A 16,631-nucleotide genomic window follows, 5' to 3' on the forward strand; every position below is an offset into this window, starting at 1 on the left:
GTGGTTATGGATTCCGGGCTCGCGACTTCGTCGCGCCCCGGAATGACGGTCTGTGTTAGTTGTTCGCTCGAGCAATCAGGAAAATGACCCATCCCGGCGAACAGTTTTATCCCGAGGGCGTGCGGTGGGACGACCCCATCGTCCAGGGCACGCTGCCGGACCTTCTCGCAAAGGCCGCCGCCGATTTCGGCCCGCGCACCGCGCTGGAATTCCGCGACCGGCCCATCAGCTACACCGAGCTCGCAAGCTTGGCCGATCGCGCCGCCGCAGCGTTCCTGCGCGAAGGCATCGGCAGGAACAGCTCGGTCGCGCTGTTCCTCGGCAACACGCCGGATCATCCCGTCAGCTTCTTCGGCGCGCTGAAGGCCGGGGGCCGCGTCGCGCATCTGTCGCCGCTCGACGGCGAGATCGCGCTGACGCACAAGATCACCGATTCCGGCTCGCGCCTGCTTGTCACCTCCAACCTCCAGGCCCTGCTGCCGACCGCGCTGAAATTCCTGGAGAAGGGCCTGATCGACAAGCTCGTCGTCTGCGAGGACGATCATTGGGGCAAGGTCGGCACGCCGCAGGCGGCGATCCCCGACGATCCCCGCATCGTCACGTTCGCGGCTTTCGTCGAGGGCGCCATCGCGCCGGCGCAATGGCCTGTCGTCGCGGCCGACGACGTCGCGCTGCTGCAATATACCGGCGGCACCACCGGCCTGCCGAAGGGCGCGATGCTCACGCACGGCAATCTCACCTCGGCGGTGTCGATCTACGACGTCTGGGGCAAGCCGGCCCGTGCCGCGCGCGGCGAGACAATCGAGCGCGTGATCTGCGTGCTGCCGCTGTTCCACATCTACGCGCTCACGGTGGTGCTGCTGTCCTCGCTCCGCCGCGGCAATCTGATCTCGCTGCATCAGCGCTTCGACGTCGAAGCCGTGATGCGCGACATCGAGGTCAAGCGTGCGACGTATTTCCCAGGCGTGCCGACGATGTGGATCGCGATCGCCGCGCTGCCCGATCTCGACAAACGCGACTTCTCCTCGCTGGTCACCATCGGCTCCGGCGGCGCGCCGCTGCCGGTGGAGATCGCCGGCTTCTTCGAGCGCAAGGTCGGCAAGAAGCTGAAGAGCGGCTGGGGCATGACCGAGACCTGCTCGCCCGGCACCGGCCATCCGCCCGAGGGCCCCGAGAAACCGGGCTCGATCGGCCTGACGCTGCCCGGCATCGAGCTCGACGTCGTCGCGCTCGACGATCCCAGGCGCGTGCTGCCACCGGGTGAGATCGGCGAGATCCGCATTAAGGGCCCGAACGTCACCAAGGGCTACTGGAACAAGCCGGAGGGATCGACCGAGGCCTTCGTCGATGGCCGCTTTCTCACCGGCGACATCGGCTATGTCGATGCCGACGGCTACTTCTTCCTGGTCGACCGCAAGAAGGACATGATCATCTCCGGCGGCTTCAACGTCTACCCGCAGATGATCGAGCAGGCGATCTACACCATTCCGGGCGTGCACGAGGTGATCGTGCTCGGCATTCCCGACCCCTATCGCGGCGAAGCCGCCAAGGCCTTCATCAAGTTGAGGCCCGAGGCAAAGCCGTTCACGCTCGACGAGCTGCGCGCGCAGCTTGCCGGCAAGCTCGGCAGGCACGAATTGCCGGCCGCGGTCGAGTTCGTCGACGACCTGCCGCGGACGCCGGTCGGGAAATTGTCGCGCCACGAATTGCGCCAGCAGCAGAAATCGTCTTCCGGGATTCGCGCTGCTGATGCCCCCGCAATGACGAAGATGAAGTAACGTTTCACAGGAGGATCCGATGGATCTCGCATTCACTAGAGAAGAGCAGGCGTTTCGCGACGAAGTGCGGCAGTTCTTCCGCGACAACGTGCCGCCGGATACGCGGCGCAAGCTGGTCGAGGGCCGTCACCTCTCCAAGGACGAGATGGTGACGTGGTGGCGCATCCTCAACAAGAAGGGCTGGGGCGTCAGCCATTGGCCGAAGGAATATGGCGGCACCGGCTGGACCAGCGTGCAGCACTACATCTTCAACGAGGAGCTGCAGTCCTATCCGGCGCCGCAGCCGCTCGCCTTCGGCGTCAGCATGGTCGGCCCCGTCATCTACACCTTCGGCAACGAGGAGCAGAAGAAGAAGTACCTGCCGCGCATCGCCAATGTCGACGATTGGTGGTGCCAGGGCTTTTCGGAGCCCGGCTCCGGCTCCGACCTCGCCTCGCTCAAGACCAAGGCCGAGCGCCGTGGCGACAAATGGATCATCAACGGCCAGAAGACCTGGACCACGCTCGCCCAGCACGCCGACATGATCTTCTGCCTCTGCCGCACCGACAACAACGCCAAGAAGCAGATGGGCATCTCCTTCATCGTGTTCTCGATGAAGTCGAAGGGCGTCACCGTTCGCCCGATCCAGACCATCGACGGCGGCCGTGAGGTCAACGAAGTCTTCTTCGACGACGTCGAGGTTCCCTACGAGAACCTGATCGGCGAGGAGAACAAGGGTTGGGACTACGCCAAATTCCTGCTCGGCAATGAGCGCACCGGCATCGCCCGCGTCGGCGTCTCCAAGGAGCGCATCCGCCGCATCAAGGATCTGGCTTCGAAGGTCGAATCCGCCGGCAAGCCGATCATCCAGGATCCCGCCTTCCGCGAGAAGCTGGCGGCCTGCGAGATCGAGCTGAAGGCGCTCGAGCTCACCCAGCTGCGCGTCGTCGCCGACGAAGGCAAGCACGGCAAGGGCAAGCCCAATCCGGCCTCCTCGGTGCTGAAGATCAAGGGCTCGGAGATCCAGCAGACCACCACCGAGCTTCTGATGGAAGTGATCGGCCCGTTCGCCGCGCCCTACGACGTGCACGGCGACGATGGCTCGAACGAAGCCATGGACTGGACCGCCCAGATCGCGCCGAGCTACTTCAACAACCGCAAGGTCTCGATCTACGGCGGCTCCAACGAGATCCAGCGCAACATCATCGCCAAGGCGGTGCTGGGGCTGTGATCTGCCACCTCTCCGCGACCGCGGGGAGGGCAATATTCAACCGTCATTCCGGGGCGCGACGAAGTCGCGAACCCGGAATCCATAACCCCGATCGGGAGTATGGATCCCGGGCTCGCGCTACGCGCGCCCCGGGATGACGAAGCCAAATAAGTCCGGGTACGAGGAACCAAAGAAATGGATTTTGATCTGTCCGAGGAGCAGCGGCTTCTCAAGGAAAGCATCGACGGCCTGCTGACCGATTCCTACGATTTCGAGCAGCGCAAGAAGTACATGGCGGAGAAGGGCGGCTGGAGCAAAACGGTCTGGCTCAAGCTCGCCGAGCAGGGACTTTTGGGCCTGCCCTTCAGCGAGGCTGACGGCGGCTTCGGCGGCGGCGGTGTCGAGACCATGATCGTGATGGAGGCGCTCGGCAAGGCGCTGGTGCTCGAGCCCTATCTGGCGACGGTGGTGATCGGCGGCGGCTTCCTGCGTCATGCCGGCACCGATGCGCAGAAGGCCGCGCACGTGCCCGGCATCATCGACGGCAGCAAGACGCTGGCCTTCGCCCAGCTCGAGAAGAACTCGCGCTACGATCTGTTCGACGTCACCACGACCGCGAAGAAGAGGGGCGATTCTTACGTGATCGACGGCGAGAAGTTCGTCGTGCTCAACGGCGAGAACGCGGATACCCTGATCGTCACCGCGCGCACCAAGGGCGACCGCCGCGACAAGTCAGGCATCGGCGTGTTTCTGGTTCCGGCCAATGCCAAGGGCGTCGCCAAGAAGTCCTATCCGACCCAGGACGGCCTGCACGCCGCCGACATCACCTTCACCGGTGTCGAGGTCGGTCCCGACGCCGTGCTCGGCAACCCCGAGGATTCGCTCGCGCTGATCGAGCGCGTGGTGGACGAAGCCCGCGTCGCGCTCTGCGCCGAGGCGGTCGGCCTGATGGACGAATCGCTCAAGACCACGGTCGAGTACATCAAGACCCGCAAGCAATTCGGCGTCGCGATCGGCTCGTTCCAGTCGCTGCAGCACCGCGCCTCCGACATGTTCGTCGCCACCGAGCAGGCGCGCTCGATGTCGATGTTCGCGACCATGGCGAACGACTTCGAGGACGCCAAGGAGCGCAGCAACGCGATCGCCGCGGCCAAGGTGCAGATCGGCAAGTCGCTGAAATTCGTCGGCCAGCAGTCGATCCAGCTCCACGGCGGCATCGGCATGACCATGGAGGCCAAGATCGGCCACTACTTCAAGCGCCTCACCATGATCGAGAACACCTTTGGCGACACCGACTACCACCAGCGCCGCGTCGCGGATGCGGGCGGGTTGATCTGACCTGTCATCCCGGGGCGCGCGAAGCGCGAGCCCGGGATCCATAGCCACGATCGGGAGTATGGATTCCGGGCTCGCGCCAAGAGGCGCGCCCCGGAATGACGAAGCATCTGAGGCAACACCAATGCAAAGCACCCCGTTCGATCTCACCGGCAGGGTCGCCGTGGTCACCGGCTCCAGCCGCGGCATCGGCCGCTCCTCCGCCGAACTCCTCGCCAAGCTCGGGGCCAAGGTGGTTGTCTCCTCGCGCAAGGCCGACGCTTGCAAGGAAGTCGCCGACGGCATCAATGCCGCTGGCGGCGATGCCATCGTCATTCCCTGCAACATCGCGCGCAAGAACGAGGTCGAGGCGCTGATCGCGGGCGCGACGAAGCATTACGGCAACATCGACATTCTCGTCTGCAACGCCGCCGTGAATCCCTATTACGGCCCGCTGCTCGAAATCACCGACGAAGCCTTCGACAAGATCATGGGCTCGAACGTCAAGAGCAACATCTGGCTCTCCGCGCTCGCGATCCCGCAAATGGCCGAGCGCGGCAAGGGCTCGGTGATCATCATCTCCTCGATCGGGGGCCTGCGCGGCTCCACCGTGATTGGCGCCTACGGCATCTCCAAGGCCGCCGACTTCGCGCTGTGCCGTTCGCTCGCCGGCGAATGGGGTCCGAAAGGCGTCCGCGTCAACTGCATCGCGCCCGGCCTGGTCAAGACCGACTTCGCCCGCGCGCTCTGGGAAGACGAAGCCAATCTGAAGCGCCGCACCGCCACCACGCCGCTCCGCCGCATCGGCGAACCCGACGAGATCGCCGGCGCCGTCGCCTACCTCGCCTCCGACGCCTCGAGCTTCATGACCGGCCAAACCATCGTCATCGACGGCGGCGTGACAACGGCGGCGGTGTAGGGTTCTTTCCCCTCTCCCATTGCGGGAGAGGGTGGCATAGGCGGCCTTCGGCCGCCGTTCTCAAGAACGCCGATGCTTCGCATCGGCTATGGCGAAGCGGCGAGACGGGTGAGGGGTATCCCTCCGCGTGTGACTCTTTTGCGGCTGTATTCGCTAAAGCATACCCCTCATCCGGCGCCGTAGCCGAAGCCTTGCTTCGGCGTTCTTGAGAACGGCGGCCGACGGCCGCCTATGCCACCTTCTCCCACGAGGGGAGAAGGAAGAGCAGCGGCCCCCACTGATCCAAACCTTGACCTTGCCGCCCTAATCCGCTCCCTTTGGCGCGACACAATGACCCCTCCAGGGAAGACGCCCAAAGAAAACGCCAAGGTAAGCCGCCATGTCTTTCGTCCTCGCCATCGACCAGGGCACCACCTCTTCGCGCGCGATCGTGTTTCGCGGCGATATTTCCATCGCGGCGAAGGCGCAGGCCGAGTTTCCGCAGCATTTTCCGGCCTCCGGCTGGGTCGAGCACGAGCCGGAGGACATCTGGACCTCGACCGTGATGGTCTGCCGCGAAGCGATCGAGCATGCCGGGATCACCGCAAAGGACATCGCCGCGATCGGCATCACCAACCAGCGCGAGACCACCGTGGTGTGGGACCGCGCCACCGGCCAGGCCGTGCACCGCGCCATTGTCTGGCAGGACCGCCGCACCGCCGACATCTGCGCCAAGCTCAAGGCAGAAGGCCGCGAGCCCGTGATCTCTGAGAAGACCGGCCTGATCATCGATCCCTATTTCTCCGGAACCAAAGTCGCCTGGATCCTCGACCACGTCCCCGGCGCCCGCGCGCGCGCCGCGCGCGGCGAATTGATGTTCGGCACCATCGATTGCTATCTGCTCTGGCGCCTCACCGGCGGCAAGGTGCACGCCACCGACGCCACCAACGCCTCGCGCACGCTGCTGTTCAACATCCACACCGGCGCGTGGGACGACGAGCTGCTGGAGATCATCGGCGTGCCTCGCTCGATGCTGCCCGAGGTGAAGGATTCCTCCGCCCGCTTCGGCGAGAGCACGCCGGACCTGTTCGGCGGCCCCATCGTCATCGCCGGCATCGCCGGCGACCAGCAGGCCGCCACCATCGGCCAGGCCTGCTTCCGCCCGGGCATGATGAAGTCCACCTACGGCACCGGCTGTTTCGCGCTGCTCAACACCGGGACCACGCCCGTCGTCTCCAAGAACAAGCTGCTCACAACCGTCGCCTACCAACTCGATGGCAAGCGCACCTACGCGCTCGAAGGCTCGATCTTCGTCGCCGGCAGCGCGGTGCAATGGCTGCGCGACGGCCTCGGCATCATCAAGCACGCCGCCGAGACCGGACCTTTGGCCGACCAGTCAGACTCCATGCAGAGCGTCTACCTGGTCCCCGCCTTCGTCGGCATGGGCGCGCCCTACTGGAATCCGCGCGTCCGCGGCGCGCTGTTCGGCCTCACCCGCAACACCGGCCCCGCCGAGCTCGCCCATGCCGCGCTGGAAAGCGTCTGCTACCAGACCTTCGACCTCTGGGCCGCAATGCGCGCGGACTGGCCGAGCTCGGAAACCGCCAGCGTCGTGCTCCGCGTCGACGGCGGCATGACCGCCTCCGACTGGACCATGCAGCGCCTCGCCGATCTCCTGGATGCCCCGGTCGATCGTCCCGTGATCCAGGAGACCACGGCGCTGGGCGCCGCCTACCTCGCCGGCCTCAATGCGGGCGTCTATCCCGAACCGACCAAGTTCGCCGACAATTGGCGCCTCGAGCACCGCTTCAAGCCCAACATGAGCCAGGCCACGCGCGAGCGGAAGCTCGCCGGCTGGGCGCGCGCGGTAAAGGGCGTGCTGGCGAGCGACGAGGGGGAGGGGTAGCGGCAAATGTCGTAGCCCGGATGGAGCGCAGCGTAATCCGGGTCCGCTGTCGATGGTGGCACAAATCCCGGATTGCGCTGCGCTCCATCCGGGCTACACCACCGCCTCTACACCGTCATTGCGAGGAGCTCTTGCGACGAAGCAATCCAGACTGCCTCTGCGGAAAGATCCTGGATTGCTTCGCTGCGCTCGCAATGACGGAGTGTGGCGCTGCTGTGGTGCCTCAAACGGCGCCGCCCGCTAACCGCTAACAAAAGAAGAAACGAAACATGATCGTCCCCGACGGCTATTCCGACGTCCCGAACGGCAAGATCGCCGCAATCGTCACCCATCTGGAGATGACTGCACCGCCCGCGAGCCGCGAAGATCCGCCCGGCGCCTGGACCTTGCGCAAGGTCGATGCTCCCGCGCTTTCCTGGTACCGCGATCTCTTCCGCCGCGTCGGCGAGGGCTGGCTGTGGTTCTCGCGCGCGCGCATGACCGACGCCGAGCTCGCCGCGATCATCCATGCGCCTGGAATCGAGGTCTATGCCCTCCTCCTCGACGGCCGAGACGAAGGCCTGCTCGAGCTCGACTTCCGCGAGCGCGGCCAGTGCGAGCTGACCTATTTCGGCGTCACCGCTGGCCTCATCGGCACCGGCGCCGCCCGCTTCCTGATGAACCGCGCGCTGGAGCGCGCCTGGTCGCGCGACGTCCGCCGCGTCTGGGTCCACACCTGCACCCTCGACCATCCCGCCGCCGTCGCCTTCTACCAGCGCTCCGGCTTCCGCCCCTTCCGCCGCCAGATCGAAATCGCCGACGATCCGCGCCTCGACGGTACGGCACCGCGCGATGCAGCGCCGCATGTGCCGATCATCGAATAGTGCGCGGCTGCCTCCTCACCGTCATTGCGAGGAGCCCTTGCGACGAAGCAATCCAGAATGTCTGTACGGAGAGATTCTGGATCGCTCCGCTGCGCTAAGGACGGAGTGCTGCGCTGCTGTCAATCTTCCAATTGGCGGCCGTGGATGGGGTAACGGGCCGGCCCATTCGGATTGTGCGCTACGGACTACTGGATTGCACCAGCACTCGGCTCCGGAAGGTCATAGGAAACAAGACACCATAATCGCTCCGGAAGCGGCTGCACGGGAGGAGCCTGAAGCTCTCCGTAGCTGGAAAGCAGTGGGAGGCTAGGCACCCAGCGATGGATGACGAATACCACGCGATATTGCTTCGCCGCAGGCAGCCTTTGCTTGTAGTCGGTCTCAATCTCCGTCTCGCCGTCTGCCGTCAGGAACATCTCGTTCCACGCCATCTCCGAGTGGTCCTTGGGGTTGGACGGGTCGATCTGAGCAAAGTCATGGGGATTAAATCGTGGGTCCGGATTCTTCACCAGCACCTCGAGAACCGCGGCGTCGTCCATATAGAAACGCAGCTCGCCTTCCCAATCCTGCCGCTCTTCAGGAGTCAACGGCACGATCTCGTCACCCCTGCCGCCGTTACGGAGGATATCCTTAACTTCTTCGCTGAAATTAGGCGGATCGTGGGAATCGATCAGCTCCCGGATGAAGCGGGCATAGGCGGCCTTGTCCGCGCTGAACGAGTAGACGCCCAAGATACTGAGCGATGGCTTCTGGTCGGCATTCTTGTCGTTCTGGTCGAGCTTCCTCAAAACACCTCCTGCCTCCCCCTTGCCAGCGAAAACCCCCGCTGCATCGCATTGAAGCACGTCAATCCCGTCTGCTCCGACCGGCAGGTGAATCCCCCGCGCTGCCACACCTCGCCATAGGCCAGCACCGGCAGCGAGGGGTCCATCACGGTGTCGCCGGCGCAGATGCGGCTTGCTGCGCCCTTCGCGCTCATCTCGAAGGCGTGGCCCCAGTCGAGCTCGCAATCGGCGGGCCGGCGCGGGCGCACGTCCATGTTCATGATGTCGCAGCGGAGCACGCCCTGTCCGTTGTCGGTGAAGAACTGGCAGGCGATGTTCTTCGACGGTGTCAGGAAGCCGATCGGGCGCTCCTGGGATTGGGCGGCACCGATCATCGGCAGCAGGAGCGCCATCAAGGTCAGTCCGCGCGGTGCCGTCATGTTAGTCCCGTTCAGCTGTCGAAATTCACCGCCGTCGTGTTGGCGCCGCAGACCAGGACTGCGATGCGCTCGCCGGCCGAGGGACGATAGCGGCCGGAGAGCACCGCGGCAAAGGCGGCGGCGCCGCCGGGCTCGGCCACGAGGCGCAAGTGCGACCACAGCGCAGCCTGCGCCTGCCGGATCGCATCGTCGCTGACCAGGACGACGCGCTCGACATTTGCCCGCGCGACCGGAAACATCAGCTCGCCGACACGCCGCGGCGCAAGGCTGTCGGCGGCGATGCCGCCGGCCGGCGCATCGACCGGTGCACCCGCCTCGAACGCGGCGTGCAGGGTGGGCGATTGCTCCGGCTCGACCGCGACGATGCGTGTCCTGCCGGCGTACCAAGCCGCAATGCCGCCGATCAGCCCGCCGCCGCCGACGGCCACCAGCAGCGTGTCGATGCCGGGAGCATCCTGCTCCAATTCCAATCCGACGCTGCCCTGGCCGAGCAGGGTTTCGGCTTGATCGTAGGCATGGACGGCCAGCGCGCCGGTCTGCGCGACATGCGCCTCGCTCGCGGCGAGCGCATCGGCATAGCGGCTGCCGGCGATCACGAGCTTTGCGCCATAGGTCCTGATCCGCTCGGCCTTGGCCGGCGAGGTGATGTCGGGCACGAAGATCGTGGCGGGAATGCCGAGCCGATGCGCGGCATAGGCAACGGCGGCGCCGTGATTGCCGCCGGACGCGGCGACGACACCGGCCTGCGGCACCTGCCGCAGCAACAGATTGGCGAAGGCGCCGCGCGCCTTGAACGATCCGGAATGCTGCAGCATCTCGAGCTTGAAGGTAACGGGCGCTGCCGGTAGGCCGAAATCGGCGAGGTCGGCCTGAAGCAGCGGCGTGCGCCTGATATGCGGACGGATGACCGGCTCGGTCGCCGCGATCCGCTCCCGTGTGATGTCCATTGTCGCTGTCATGATGCCGTCCAGGATAGCCCAAGTGAGAGTTGACATCAATTAGGTAATTAGCAAAATGGCTAAATGAAATTTGCCGTCGCCTTGCGCGCGCTCGCCAACGAACGCCGCCTGCAGATCCTGGAATGGCTGCGGGATCCGCGGAAGCATTTTCGCGAGCAGGAAGACGGCGACCTGGTCGAGGACGGCGTCTGCGGATTGCTGATCGCCGAAAAGCTCGGGGTCAGCGCGCCGACATTGAGCGAGCACATGCGGGTGCTGACGGCGGCCAAGCTGGTGCGTGCCAAGCGGATCAAGCAGTGGACGATGTACAAGCGCAACGAGACCGCCATTGCCGCGATCAAGCGCTCGATCCAGGACGGCCTTTGAGCGCAAGGCGGTCGCGGGTCGTTGCAGCCGGCGCAATGCTCCGTTTCCGAGATATTTGTTGCGCCGCGCCGAGCTGGTCGTGGAGACTGATCGGCCCTGTCGTGTTCAATGATCGAGAAGAGCGAGAACCATGTTCCTGATCGGCCAATATGATTCCCCCTTCGTCCGCCGCGTCGCGATTGCGCTGCGGCTCTACGGGCTCGCCTTCGAGCACAGGCCATGGTCGACCTTCGGCGATGCCGACAAGATCGCGCCGTACAATCCGCTCCGCCGCGTGCCGACGCTGGTGCTCGACGACGGCGAGGCCCTGATCGAGAGCATGATCATCCTCGATTATCTCGATGACCTCGTCGGCGCGGACAAGGCCATGCTGCCGCGCGGCGGCATCGAGCGGCGCAGGCATTTGCGCATCTGCGCGCTCGCCTCCGGTCTCGGCGACAAGGCGGTGAGCCTGCTCTACGAGCGCGTGCTGCGGAAGGAGCAGCTCGCGCTGTGGGTCAAGCGTTGCCAGGCGCAGATCGCGGACGTGCTGAAAGTGCTCGAGGCCGAGCGCGCCAGGGTGACGACGCCGTACTGGCTGGGTGACCGCATCGGCCACGCAGACGTTGCCGTCGCCTGCGTCGTCCGCTTCACCCGCGAAGCGCATCCGCAGCTGTTCGATGCCGCGCGCTATCCGGCGCTCGCGGCCCATAGCGAGCGTTGCGAGGCACTGGCGCCGTTCAAGGAGATCGTGCAGCCGCTGGCCCCGCCAAAGGGGTGAAGCGCTCTGTCATTCCGGGGCGCGCGAAGCGCGAGCCCGGAATCCGTGCAGCGGATGATGTGGAGCAATGGATTCCGGGCTCGCGCCAAGAGGCGCGCCCCGGAATGACAGCGCGGGGCCTGGCGAGAGTATCGGACGGCCACCGCAGCCCGATGATGCCACAATACCCCTGTTTTGCCCGACGCCGCAACCGTGTTTTCGGCAAGTCCGAAAACGTCAAGCCTTTTCAACCCCATCGCTACTGTGCATGGGGTTGTTTTTCACGTTTGTGTTTCGGCGGCGTCTACCCCGCGCCGGCGCGCTTCTTCTGCCAGACCAAGTGCACCGCGCAGGTGCAGCCCGGCGGATGCGAGGCGAGGTCTTTCGGCATTTCGTCGTTCGCCGGCGTGGCGGCGAAGGGCTTGTCCTGCGACGGGATGTAGTTCAGCACCGGCGCGAGCCAGCGCTCGGCTTCGGCCACGCTCATGCCCTTGCGCGCGGCGTAGTCCTCGACCTGGTCGCGCTCGATCTTGCCGACGCCGAAATAATAGCTTTCGGGGCTGGCAAAATAGAGCCCGGAGACCGACGAGCCCGGCCACATCGCAAAGCTCTCGGTCAGCTTCACGCCGGCGGTGGCTTCAGCATCGAGCAACTCGAACAGCGTCGCCTTCTCGGTGTGATCAGGCTGCGCGGGATAGCCGGGCGCGGGGCGGATGCCCTGATATTTCTCCAGGATCAGCTCCTCGTTGGAGAGCGCCTCATCCGGTGCATAGGCCCAGAACTCGCGGCGGACGCGGGCGTGCATGCGCTCGGCAAAGGCCTCGGCGAGGCGATCGGCCAGCGCCTTGCACAGGATCGAGGAGTAGTCGTCGTTGGCCATCTTGAAGCGGTCGGCGACCGCATCCTCGCCGATGCCTGCGGTGACGACGAAGCCGCCGATGTAATCGGGCACGCCGGCAGGCGCGATGAAGTCGGACAGTGCGGCATTGAAGCGGCCCTCGCGCTTCTCCAGCTGCTGGCGCAGCGTGTGCAGCGTCGCGATGCTCTTGGTCCTGTTATCGTCGGCATAGAGCACGATGTCGTCGCCTTGCGCGTTCGCCGGCCAGAAGCCGATCGTCGCCCGCGCCCGGAACCACTTCTCCTTGACGATCGTGTCGAGCATCTTGCGCGCATCGTCATAGAGCGAGCGCGCGACCTCGCCGACCTTGGAATCGTCGAGGATGGCGGGGAAGCGTCCGGCGAGCTCCCAGGTCTGGAAGAACGGCGTCCAGTCGATATAGGGCACGAGCTCGGCGAGGTCGTAGTCGTCAAAGCTCCTAATACCGAGGAAAGTCGGCTTCACCGGCTTGCTCTTGGCAAAATCGACTGGCACGCGGTTGGCGCGCGCGTCAGCCAGCTTCAGCCGCTTCTTGTCGGCCTGCGCGCGCAGATGCGCCTCCGAGATCTTGGCGTATTCGGCCCGCACCTCGGCCGCATAGGCCTCGCGCTTCTCCGGCGACAGCAGCGCGGAGGCGACGCCGACCGCGCGGCTGGCGTCGTTCACATGCACGACGGGACCGGCGCGATAGCTCGGGTCGATCTTGACGGCCGTATGCACGCGGCTGGTGGTGGCGCCGCCGATCAGGAGCGGCAGCCTCAAGCCTTCGCGTTGCAATTCGCCGGCGAAGAACGCCATCTCGTCGAGCGAGGGCGTGATCAGGCCTGACAGCCCGACGATGTCGGCCTTCTCCGCCTTCACCGTCTCGACGATCTTGGCGGCCGGCACCATCACGCCGAGATCGATGACCTCGAAATTGTTGCACTGGAGCACGATGCCGACGATGTTCTTGCCGATGTCGTGGACGTCGCCCTTGACCGTCGCGAGCACGATCTTGCCGGCGGACGAGGAGCCCTCGGTGCCGATGCCGCTCGCAAGGTTGCGCGCCTTCTCCTCCTCCATGAACGGCATGAGGTAAGCGACGGCCTGCTTCATCACGCGCGCGGACTTCACCACCTGCGGCAAAAACATCTTGCCGTCGCCGAAGAGATCGCCGACGACGTTCATGCCGGCCATCAGCGGGCCCTCGATGACGTCGAGCGGGCGCGAGGATTTCTTGCGGGCTTCTTCAGTGTCCTGCTCGATGAACTCGGTGATGCCGTGCACCAGCGAATGCGACAGCCGCTTCTCCACCGGCCATTCGCGCCAGGCGAGATCGGCTTCCTTGCTTTCCGTCTTCTTGCCGCGGAATTTCTCGGCGAGCGCGAGCAGCCGCTCGGAGGCGCCCGGATCGCGGTTGAGGACGACGTCCTCGCACACTTGCCGCAGCTCGGGATCGATGTCGTCATAGACGATCATCTGACCGGCATTGACGATGCCCATATCCATGCCGGCCTTGATGGCGTGATACAGGAACACCGAGTGCATCGCCTCGCGCACCGGCTCGTTGCCGCGGAACGAGAACGACAAATTGGAGACGCCGCCCGAGACATGCGCGCCCGGCAGGTTCTGCCGGATCCAGCGCGTCGCCTCGATGAAGTCGACGCCGTAATTGTTGTGCTCCTCGAGGCCGGTCGCGATCGCGAAGATGTTCGGATCGAAGATGATGTCTTCCGGCGGGAAGTCGACCTTGTTCACCAGGATGTCGTAGGCGCGCTTGCAGATCTCGGTCTTGCGCGCGAACGTGTCGGCCTGGCCGACCTCGTCGAACGCCATGACCACCACAGCCGCGCCGTGGCGGCGGGCGATCTTGGCCTCAAGGATGAACTTCTCCTCGCCTTCCTTCATCGAGATCGAGTTGACGACCGGCTTGCCCTGCACGCATTTCAGGCCGGCCTCGATCACCGAGAATTTCGAGGAATCGACCATCACAGGCACGCGCGCGATGTCGGGCTCGGCGGCGAGGAGATTGAGGAACGTCACCATCGCCGCTTCGGAATCGAGCAGGCCCTCGTCCATGTTGACGTCGATGATCTGGGCGCCGTTCTCGACCTGATCGCGCGCGACCTGGAGCGCGGCGGTGTAGTCGCCAGCGGTGATCAGCTTGCGGAAGCGGGCCGAGCCGGTGACGTTGGTGCGTTCGCCGACGTTGACGAAGGGGATCGCGTCGGTCAGCACGAACGGCTCGAGTCCGGAAAGCCGCAGGCGCGGGGTGATCTCCGGCACGATGCGCGGCTTGTGCGGGGCCACTGCCGCAGCAATCGCCGCGATATGGTCCGGGGTCGTACCGCAGCAGCCGCCGACGATGTTGACGAGCCCGTCGCGCGCGAACTCGCCGATCAGCCGCGCCATGTATTCGGGCGTTTCGTCATACTGGCCAAACTCGTTCGGCAAGCCGGCATTGGGATAGGCGCAAACCAGCGTGTCGGCGACGCGGCCGATATCGGCGATATGCGCGCGCAGGTCTTCGGCGCCGAGCGCGCAGTTGAAGCCGATGGTAACGGGCTTGGCGTGCCGCACCGAATTCCAGAAAGCTTCCGGCATCTGGCCCGACAGCAGGCGGCCGGACTTGTCGGTGATGGTGCCCGACACCATCACGGGAACGTCGATGCCGCGCTCTTCGGTGATCTCGGCGATCGCATAGAGCGCCGCCTTGGCGTTGAGCGTGTCGAAGATGGTCTCGACCAGCAGGAGATCGACGCCGCCGTCGATCAGGCCGCGGATCTGCTCGCCATAGGACTTGCGCAGATCGTCGAACGTGACGGCGCGGTAGCCCGGATTGGAAACATCGGGCGAGATCGAGGCCGTGCGGTTGGTGGGGCCGATGGCGCCGGCGACGAAGCGCGGCTTGCCGTCCTCGGCTTCGACGCGCCGTGCGGCATTGCCGGCGAGGCGGGCGCCTTCACGCGCCATCTCGTAGACGATGTCGGTGAGGTCGTAATCGGCCTGCGCGATCGAGGTCGTCGAGAACGTATTGGTCGCGACGATGTCGGCGCCGGCGCGCAAATAGGCGGCGTGGATGTCCTCGATCGCCTGCGGCTGGGTCAGGATCAACAAATCGTTGTTGCCGCGCAGGTCGCGATGGAAGTTCTTGAAGCGCTCGCCGCGGAAGGCTTTCTCGTCGAGCTGCAGGTTCTGAATCATCGTGCCCATGGCGCCGTCGAGCACCAGGATGCGCTCGCGCGCGGCGTTCAGAAGGGCAGTTCGCTTCGGAGAGACGGTCACGGTCATGTTCTCTTACGCCGCCTTCTGCGCGCTCTTGGCGCGAATGCCGAGCAAATGGCTGATCGCGAACACGAGATCGGCGCGGTTCATGGTGTAGAAATGGAAGGTGTCGACGCCGTGCTTGGCGAGCTTCTGCACCTGGCCGGCCGCAACGGTCGCGGCCACCAGCTTGCGCGTTTCGGCATCGTCATCGAGCCCTTCGAACTTCGCCGCGAACCAGTCGGGCACCGTGGTGCCGGCACGGGTTACGAAATTGCGCGCCTGCTTGAAGTTGTGCATGGGCATGATGCCCGGCACTACGGGGATGTCGATGCCGCGCGCACGCACGCGGTCGAGATAGCGGAAGTAGAGATCGTTGTCGAAGAACACCTGCGTGATCGCGCGCGTCGCGCCCGCATCGACCTTCGCCTTGAGCGTGTCGATATCGGCATCGAAGTCGCGCGCTTCGGGGTGCTTCTCGGGGTAGGCAGAGACCGAGACCTCGATGTCGCCGTGCCGCTTCTTGATGCCGGCGACGAGCTCGGCCGAGCTCTGATAACCCTCGGGATGGCTCGAATAGGGCGTGCCGATGCCGCCGACGGGATCGCCGCGCAAGGCCACGATGTGGCGGACGCCGACCTCGTGATAGCGGTCGACGATCTCGTCGATCTCGCCGCGCGAAGCGCCGACGCAGGTCAGATGCGCCGCCGGCAGCAGCGCGGTCTCTTTCAGGATGCGCGTGATGGTCGAATGGGTGCGCTCGCGGGTCGAGCCGCCGGCGCCATAGGTCACCGAGACGAACTTCGGCTCGAGCGGGGCCAGCCGGTTGATGGTCTCCCAGAGATTGCGCTCCATCTCTTCCGTCTTCGGCGGAAAGAACTCGAAGGAGATCGCGGGCCGCTTCAGGTGCCTGTCCTGCCGGTCGGCTGTCGCAGGCGTCGTCAGGTCAGTCATGGCGCCACTCACTCCAATGTCAGGCCGGCAATCGGGGTCTAGCCTCGGAGAGCTAAAATACGGCAAAGGCCCCTTGATCGACAGCCCATCATGCATGGGAAGTTGCCCATTCAGGTGCATTTAGATGGGTCATTCTTGCGAATCATGTTTTGGGTGGGAAGCGCGCTGCATGACATAATGTGTTGAATTTTCAGATATTATCTTTCGTAAGCCATCTTTTATGAACGATTTTCTTGGTGGGCAGATGAGAATCGTCTGCAAAGTAGCGGCGGTTGTCCCAACTCCAGCCGCTGGCGTGCCAGCCCGTCCGTACACGTCAGGCCTGCGCAGCCTGCCCATTG

General features: G+C 65.0%; 13 protein-coding genes. 8 read left to right on the forward strand and 5 right to left on the reverse strand.

Annotated features, from left to right (window positions below):
- Positions 1-83: 83 nt before the first annotated feature.
- The 6 genes from pimA to I6F21_RS09990 all read left to right on the forward strand — a co-directional run bounded on the left by pimA (position 84) and on the right by I6F21_RS09990 (position 7,948).
- Complete coding sequence (pimA, locus tag I6F21_RS09965) at positions 84-1,778, forward strand: dicarboxylate--CoA ligase PimA (protein WP_225183106.1); 1,695 nt, start codon at positions 84-86, stop codon at positions 1,776-1,778.
- 19 nt (positions 1,779-1,797) lie between these two features.
- Positions 1,798-2,988, forward strand: a complete 1,191-nt coding sequence (pimC, locus tag I6F21_RS09970; RefSeq protein WP_035997966.1) for a pimeloyl-CoA dehydrogenase large subunit — start codon at positions 1,798-1,800, stop codon at positions 2,986-2,988.
- Between the two features lie 174 nt (positions 2,989-3,162).
- Positions 3,163-4,305, forward strand: coding sequence for a pimeloyl-CoA dehydrogenase small subunit (pimD, locus tag I6F21_RS09975; RefSeq protein WP_225149290.1), 1,143 nt, complete (start codon positions 3,163-3,165; stop codon positions 4,303-4,305).
- 121 nt (positions 4,306-4,426) lie between these two features.
- Positions 4,427-5,200 carry an SDR family oxidoreductase gene (locus I6F21_RS09980; protein ID WP_225183107.1) on the forward strand — a complete coding sequence of 258 codons (774 nt, stop codon included), beginning with the start codon at positions 4,427-4,429 and terminating at the stop codon, positions 5,198-5,200.
- Between the two features lie 379 nt (positions 5,201-5,579).
- Positions 5,580-7,085, forward strand: coding sequence for a glycerol kinase GlpK (gene glpK / locus I6F21_RS09985; RefSeq protein WP_225183108.1), 1,506 nt, complete (start codon positions 5,580-5,582; stop codon positions 7,083-7,085).
- A 269-nt stretch (positions 7,086-7,354) separates the two neighbouring features.
- Positions 7,355-7,948, forward strand: a complete 594-nt coding sequence (locus tag I6F21_RS09990; RefSeq protein WP_225183109.1) for a GNAT family N-acetyltransferase — start codon at positions 7,355-7,357, stop codon at positions 7,946-7,948.
- A 185-nt stretch (positions 7,949-8,133) separates the two neighbouring features.
- On the opposite strand, the gene I6F21_RS09995 is transcribed toward I6F21_RS09990, so the two are convergent.
- Genes I6F21_RS09995 through I6F21_RS10005 form a run of 3 tightly spaced genes read right to left on the reverse strand, consistent with a single transcriptional unit; the run spans position 8,134 to position 10,147 of the window.
- On the reverse strand, positions 8,134-8,736 hold the full coding sequence (locus I6F21_RS09995; RefSeq protein WP_225139328.1) for a hypothetical protein: 603 nt from the start codon (positions 8,734-8,736) through the stop codon (positions 8,134-8,136).
- Positions 8,733-9,152 carry a DUF6636 domain-containing protein gene (locus I6F21_RS10000; RefSeq protein WP_225183110.1) on the reverse strand — a complete coding sequence of 140 codons (420 nt, stop codon included), beginning with the start codon at positions 9,150-9,152 and terminating at the stop codon, positions 8,733-8,735. Before I6F21_RS10000 ends, I6F21_RS09995 begins: the two co-directional genes overlap by 4 nt.
- Positions 9,153-9,163: 11 nt before the next feature.
- A complete protein-coding gene (locus tag I6F21_RS10005; protein ID WP_225183111.1) occupies positions 9,164-10,147 on the reverse strand; it encodes a threonine/serine dehydratase in 984 nt (327 codons plus the stop codon).
- A 27-nt stretch (positions 10,148-10,174) separates the two neighbouring features.
- Between I6F21_RS10005 and I6F21_RS10010 the strand changes: the two genes are divergently transcribed.
- Both I6F21_RS10010 and I6F21_RS10015 read left to right on the forward strand, forming a co-directional pair.
- Complete coding sequence (locus tag I6F21_RS10010; RefSeq protein WP_036021541.1) at positions 10,175-10,477, forward strand: helix-turn-helix domain-containing protein; 303 nt, start codon at positions 10,175-10,177, stop codon at positions 10,475-10,477.
- Positions 10,478-10,607: 130 nt separating this feature from the next.
- Positions 10,608-11,237, forward strand: coding sequence for a glutathione S-transferase family protein (locus I6F21_RS10015; protein ID WP_225183112.1), 630 nt, complete (start codon positions 10,608-10,610; stop codon positions 11,235-11,237).
- Positions 11,238-11,520: 283 nt separating this feature from the next.
- Here I6F21_RS10015 and metH read toward each other — a convergent pair whose 3' ends face one another.
- On the reverse strand, positions 11,521-15,363 hold the full coding sequence (gene metH, locus I6F21_RS10020; protein ID WP_225183113.1) for a methionine synthase: 3,843 nt from the start codon (positions 15,361-15,363) through the stop codon (positions 11,521-11,523).
- A gap of 6 nt (positions 15,364-15,369) precedes the next feature.
- Complete coding sequence (gene metF / locus I6F21_RS10025; RefSeq protein WP_225139323.1) at positions 15,370-16,290, reverse strand: methylenetetrahydrofolate reductase [NAD(P)H]; 921 nt, start codon at positions 16,288-16,290, stop codon at positions 15,370-15,372.
- Positions 16,291-16,631 lie beyond the last annotated feature (341 nt).

This window comes from Bradyrhizobium sp. NBAIM03 (genome assembly GCF_020194055.1).
GTDB classification, from domain to species: domain Bacteria; phylum Pseudomonadota; class Alphaproteobacteria; order Rhizobiales; family Xanthobacteraceae; genus Bradyrhizobium; species Bradyrhizobium yuanmingense.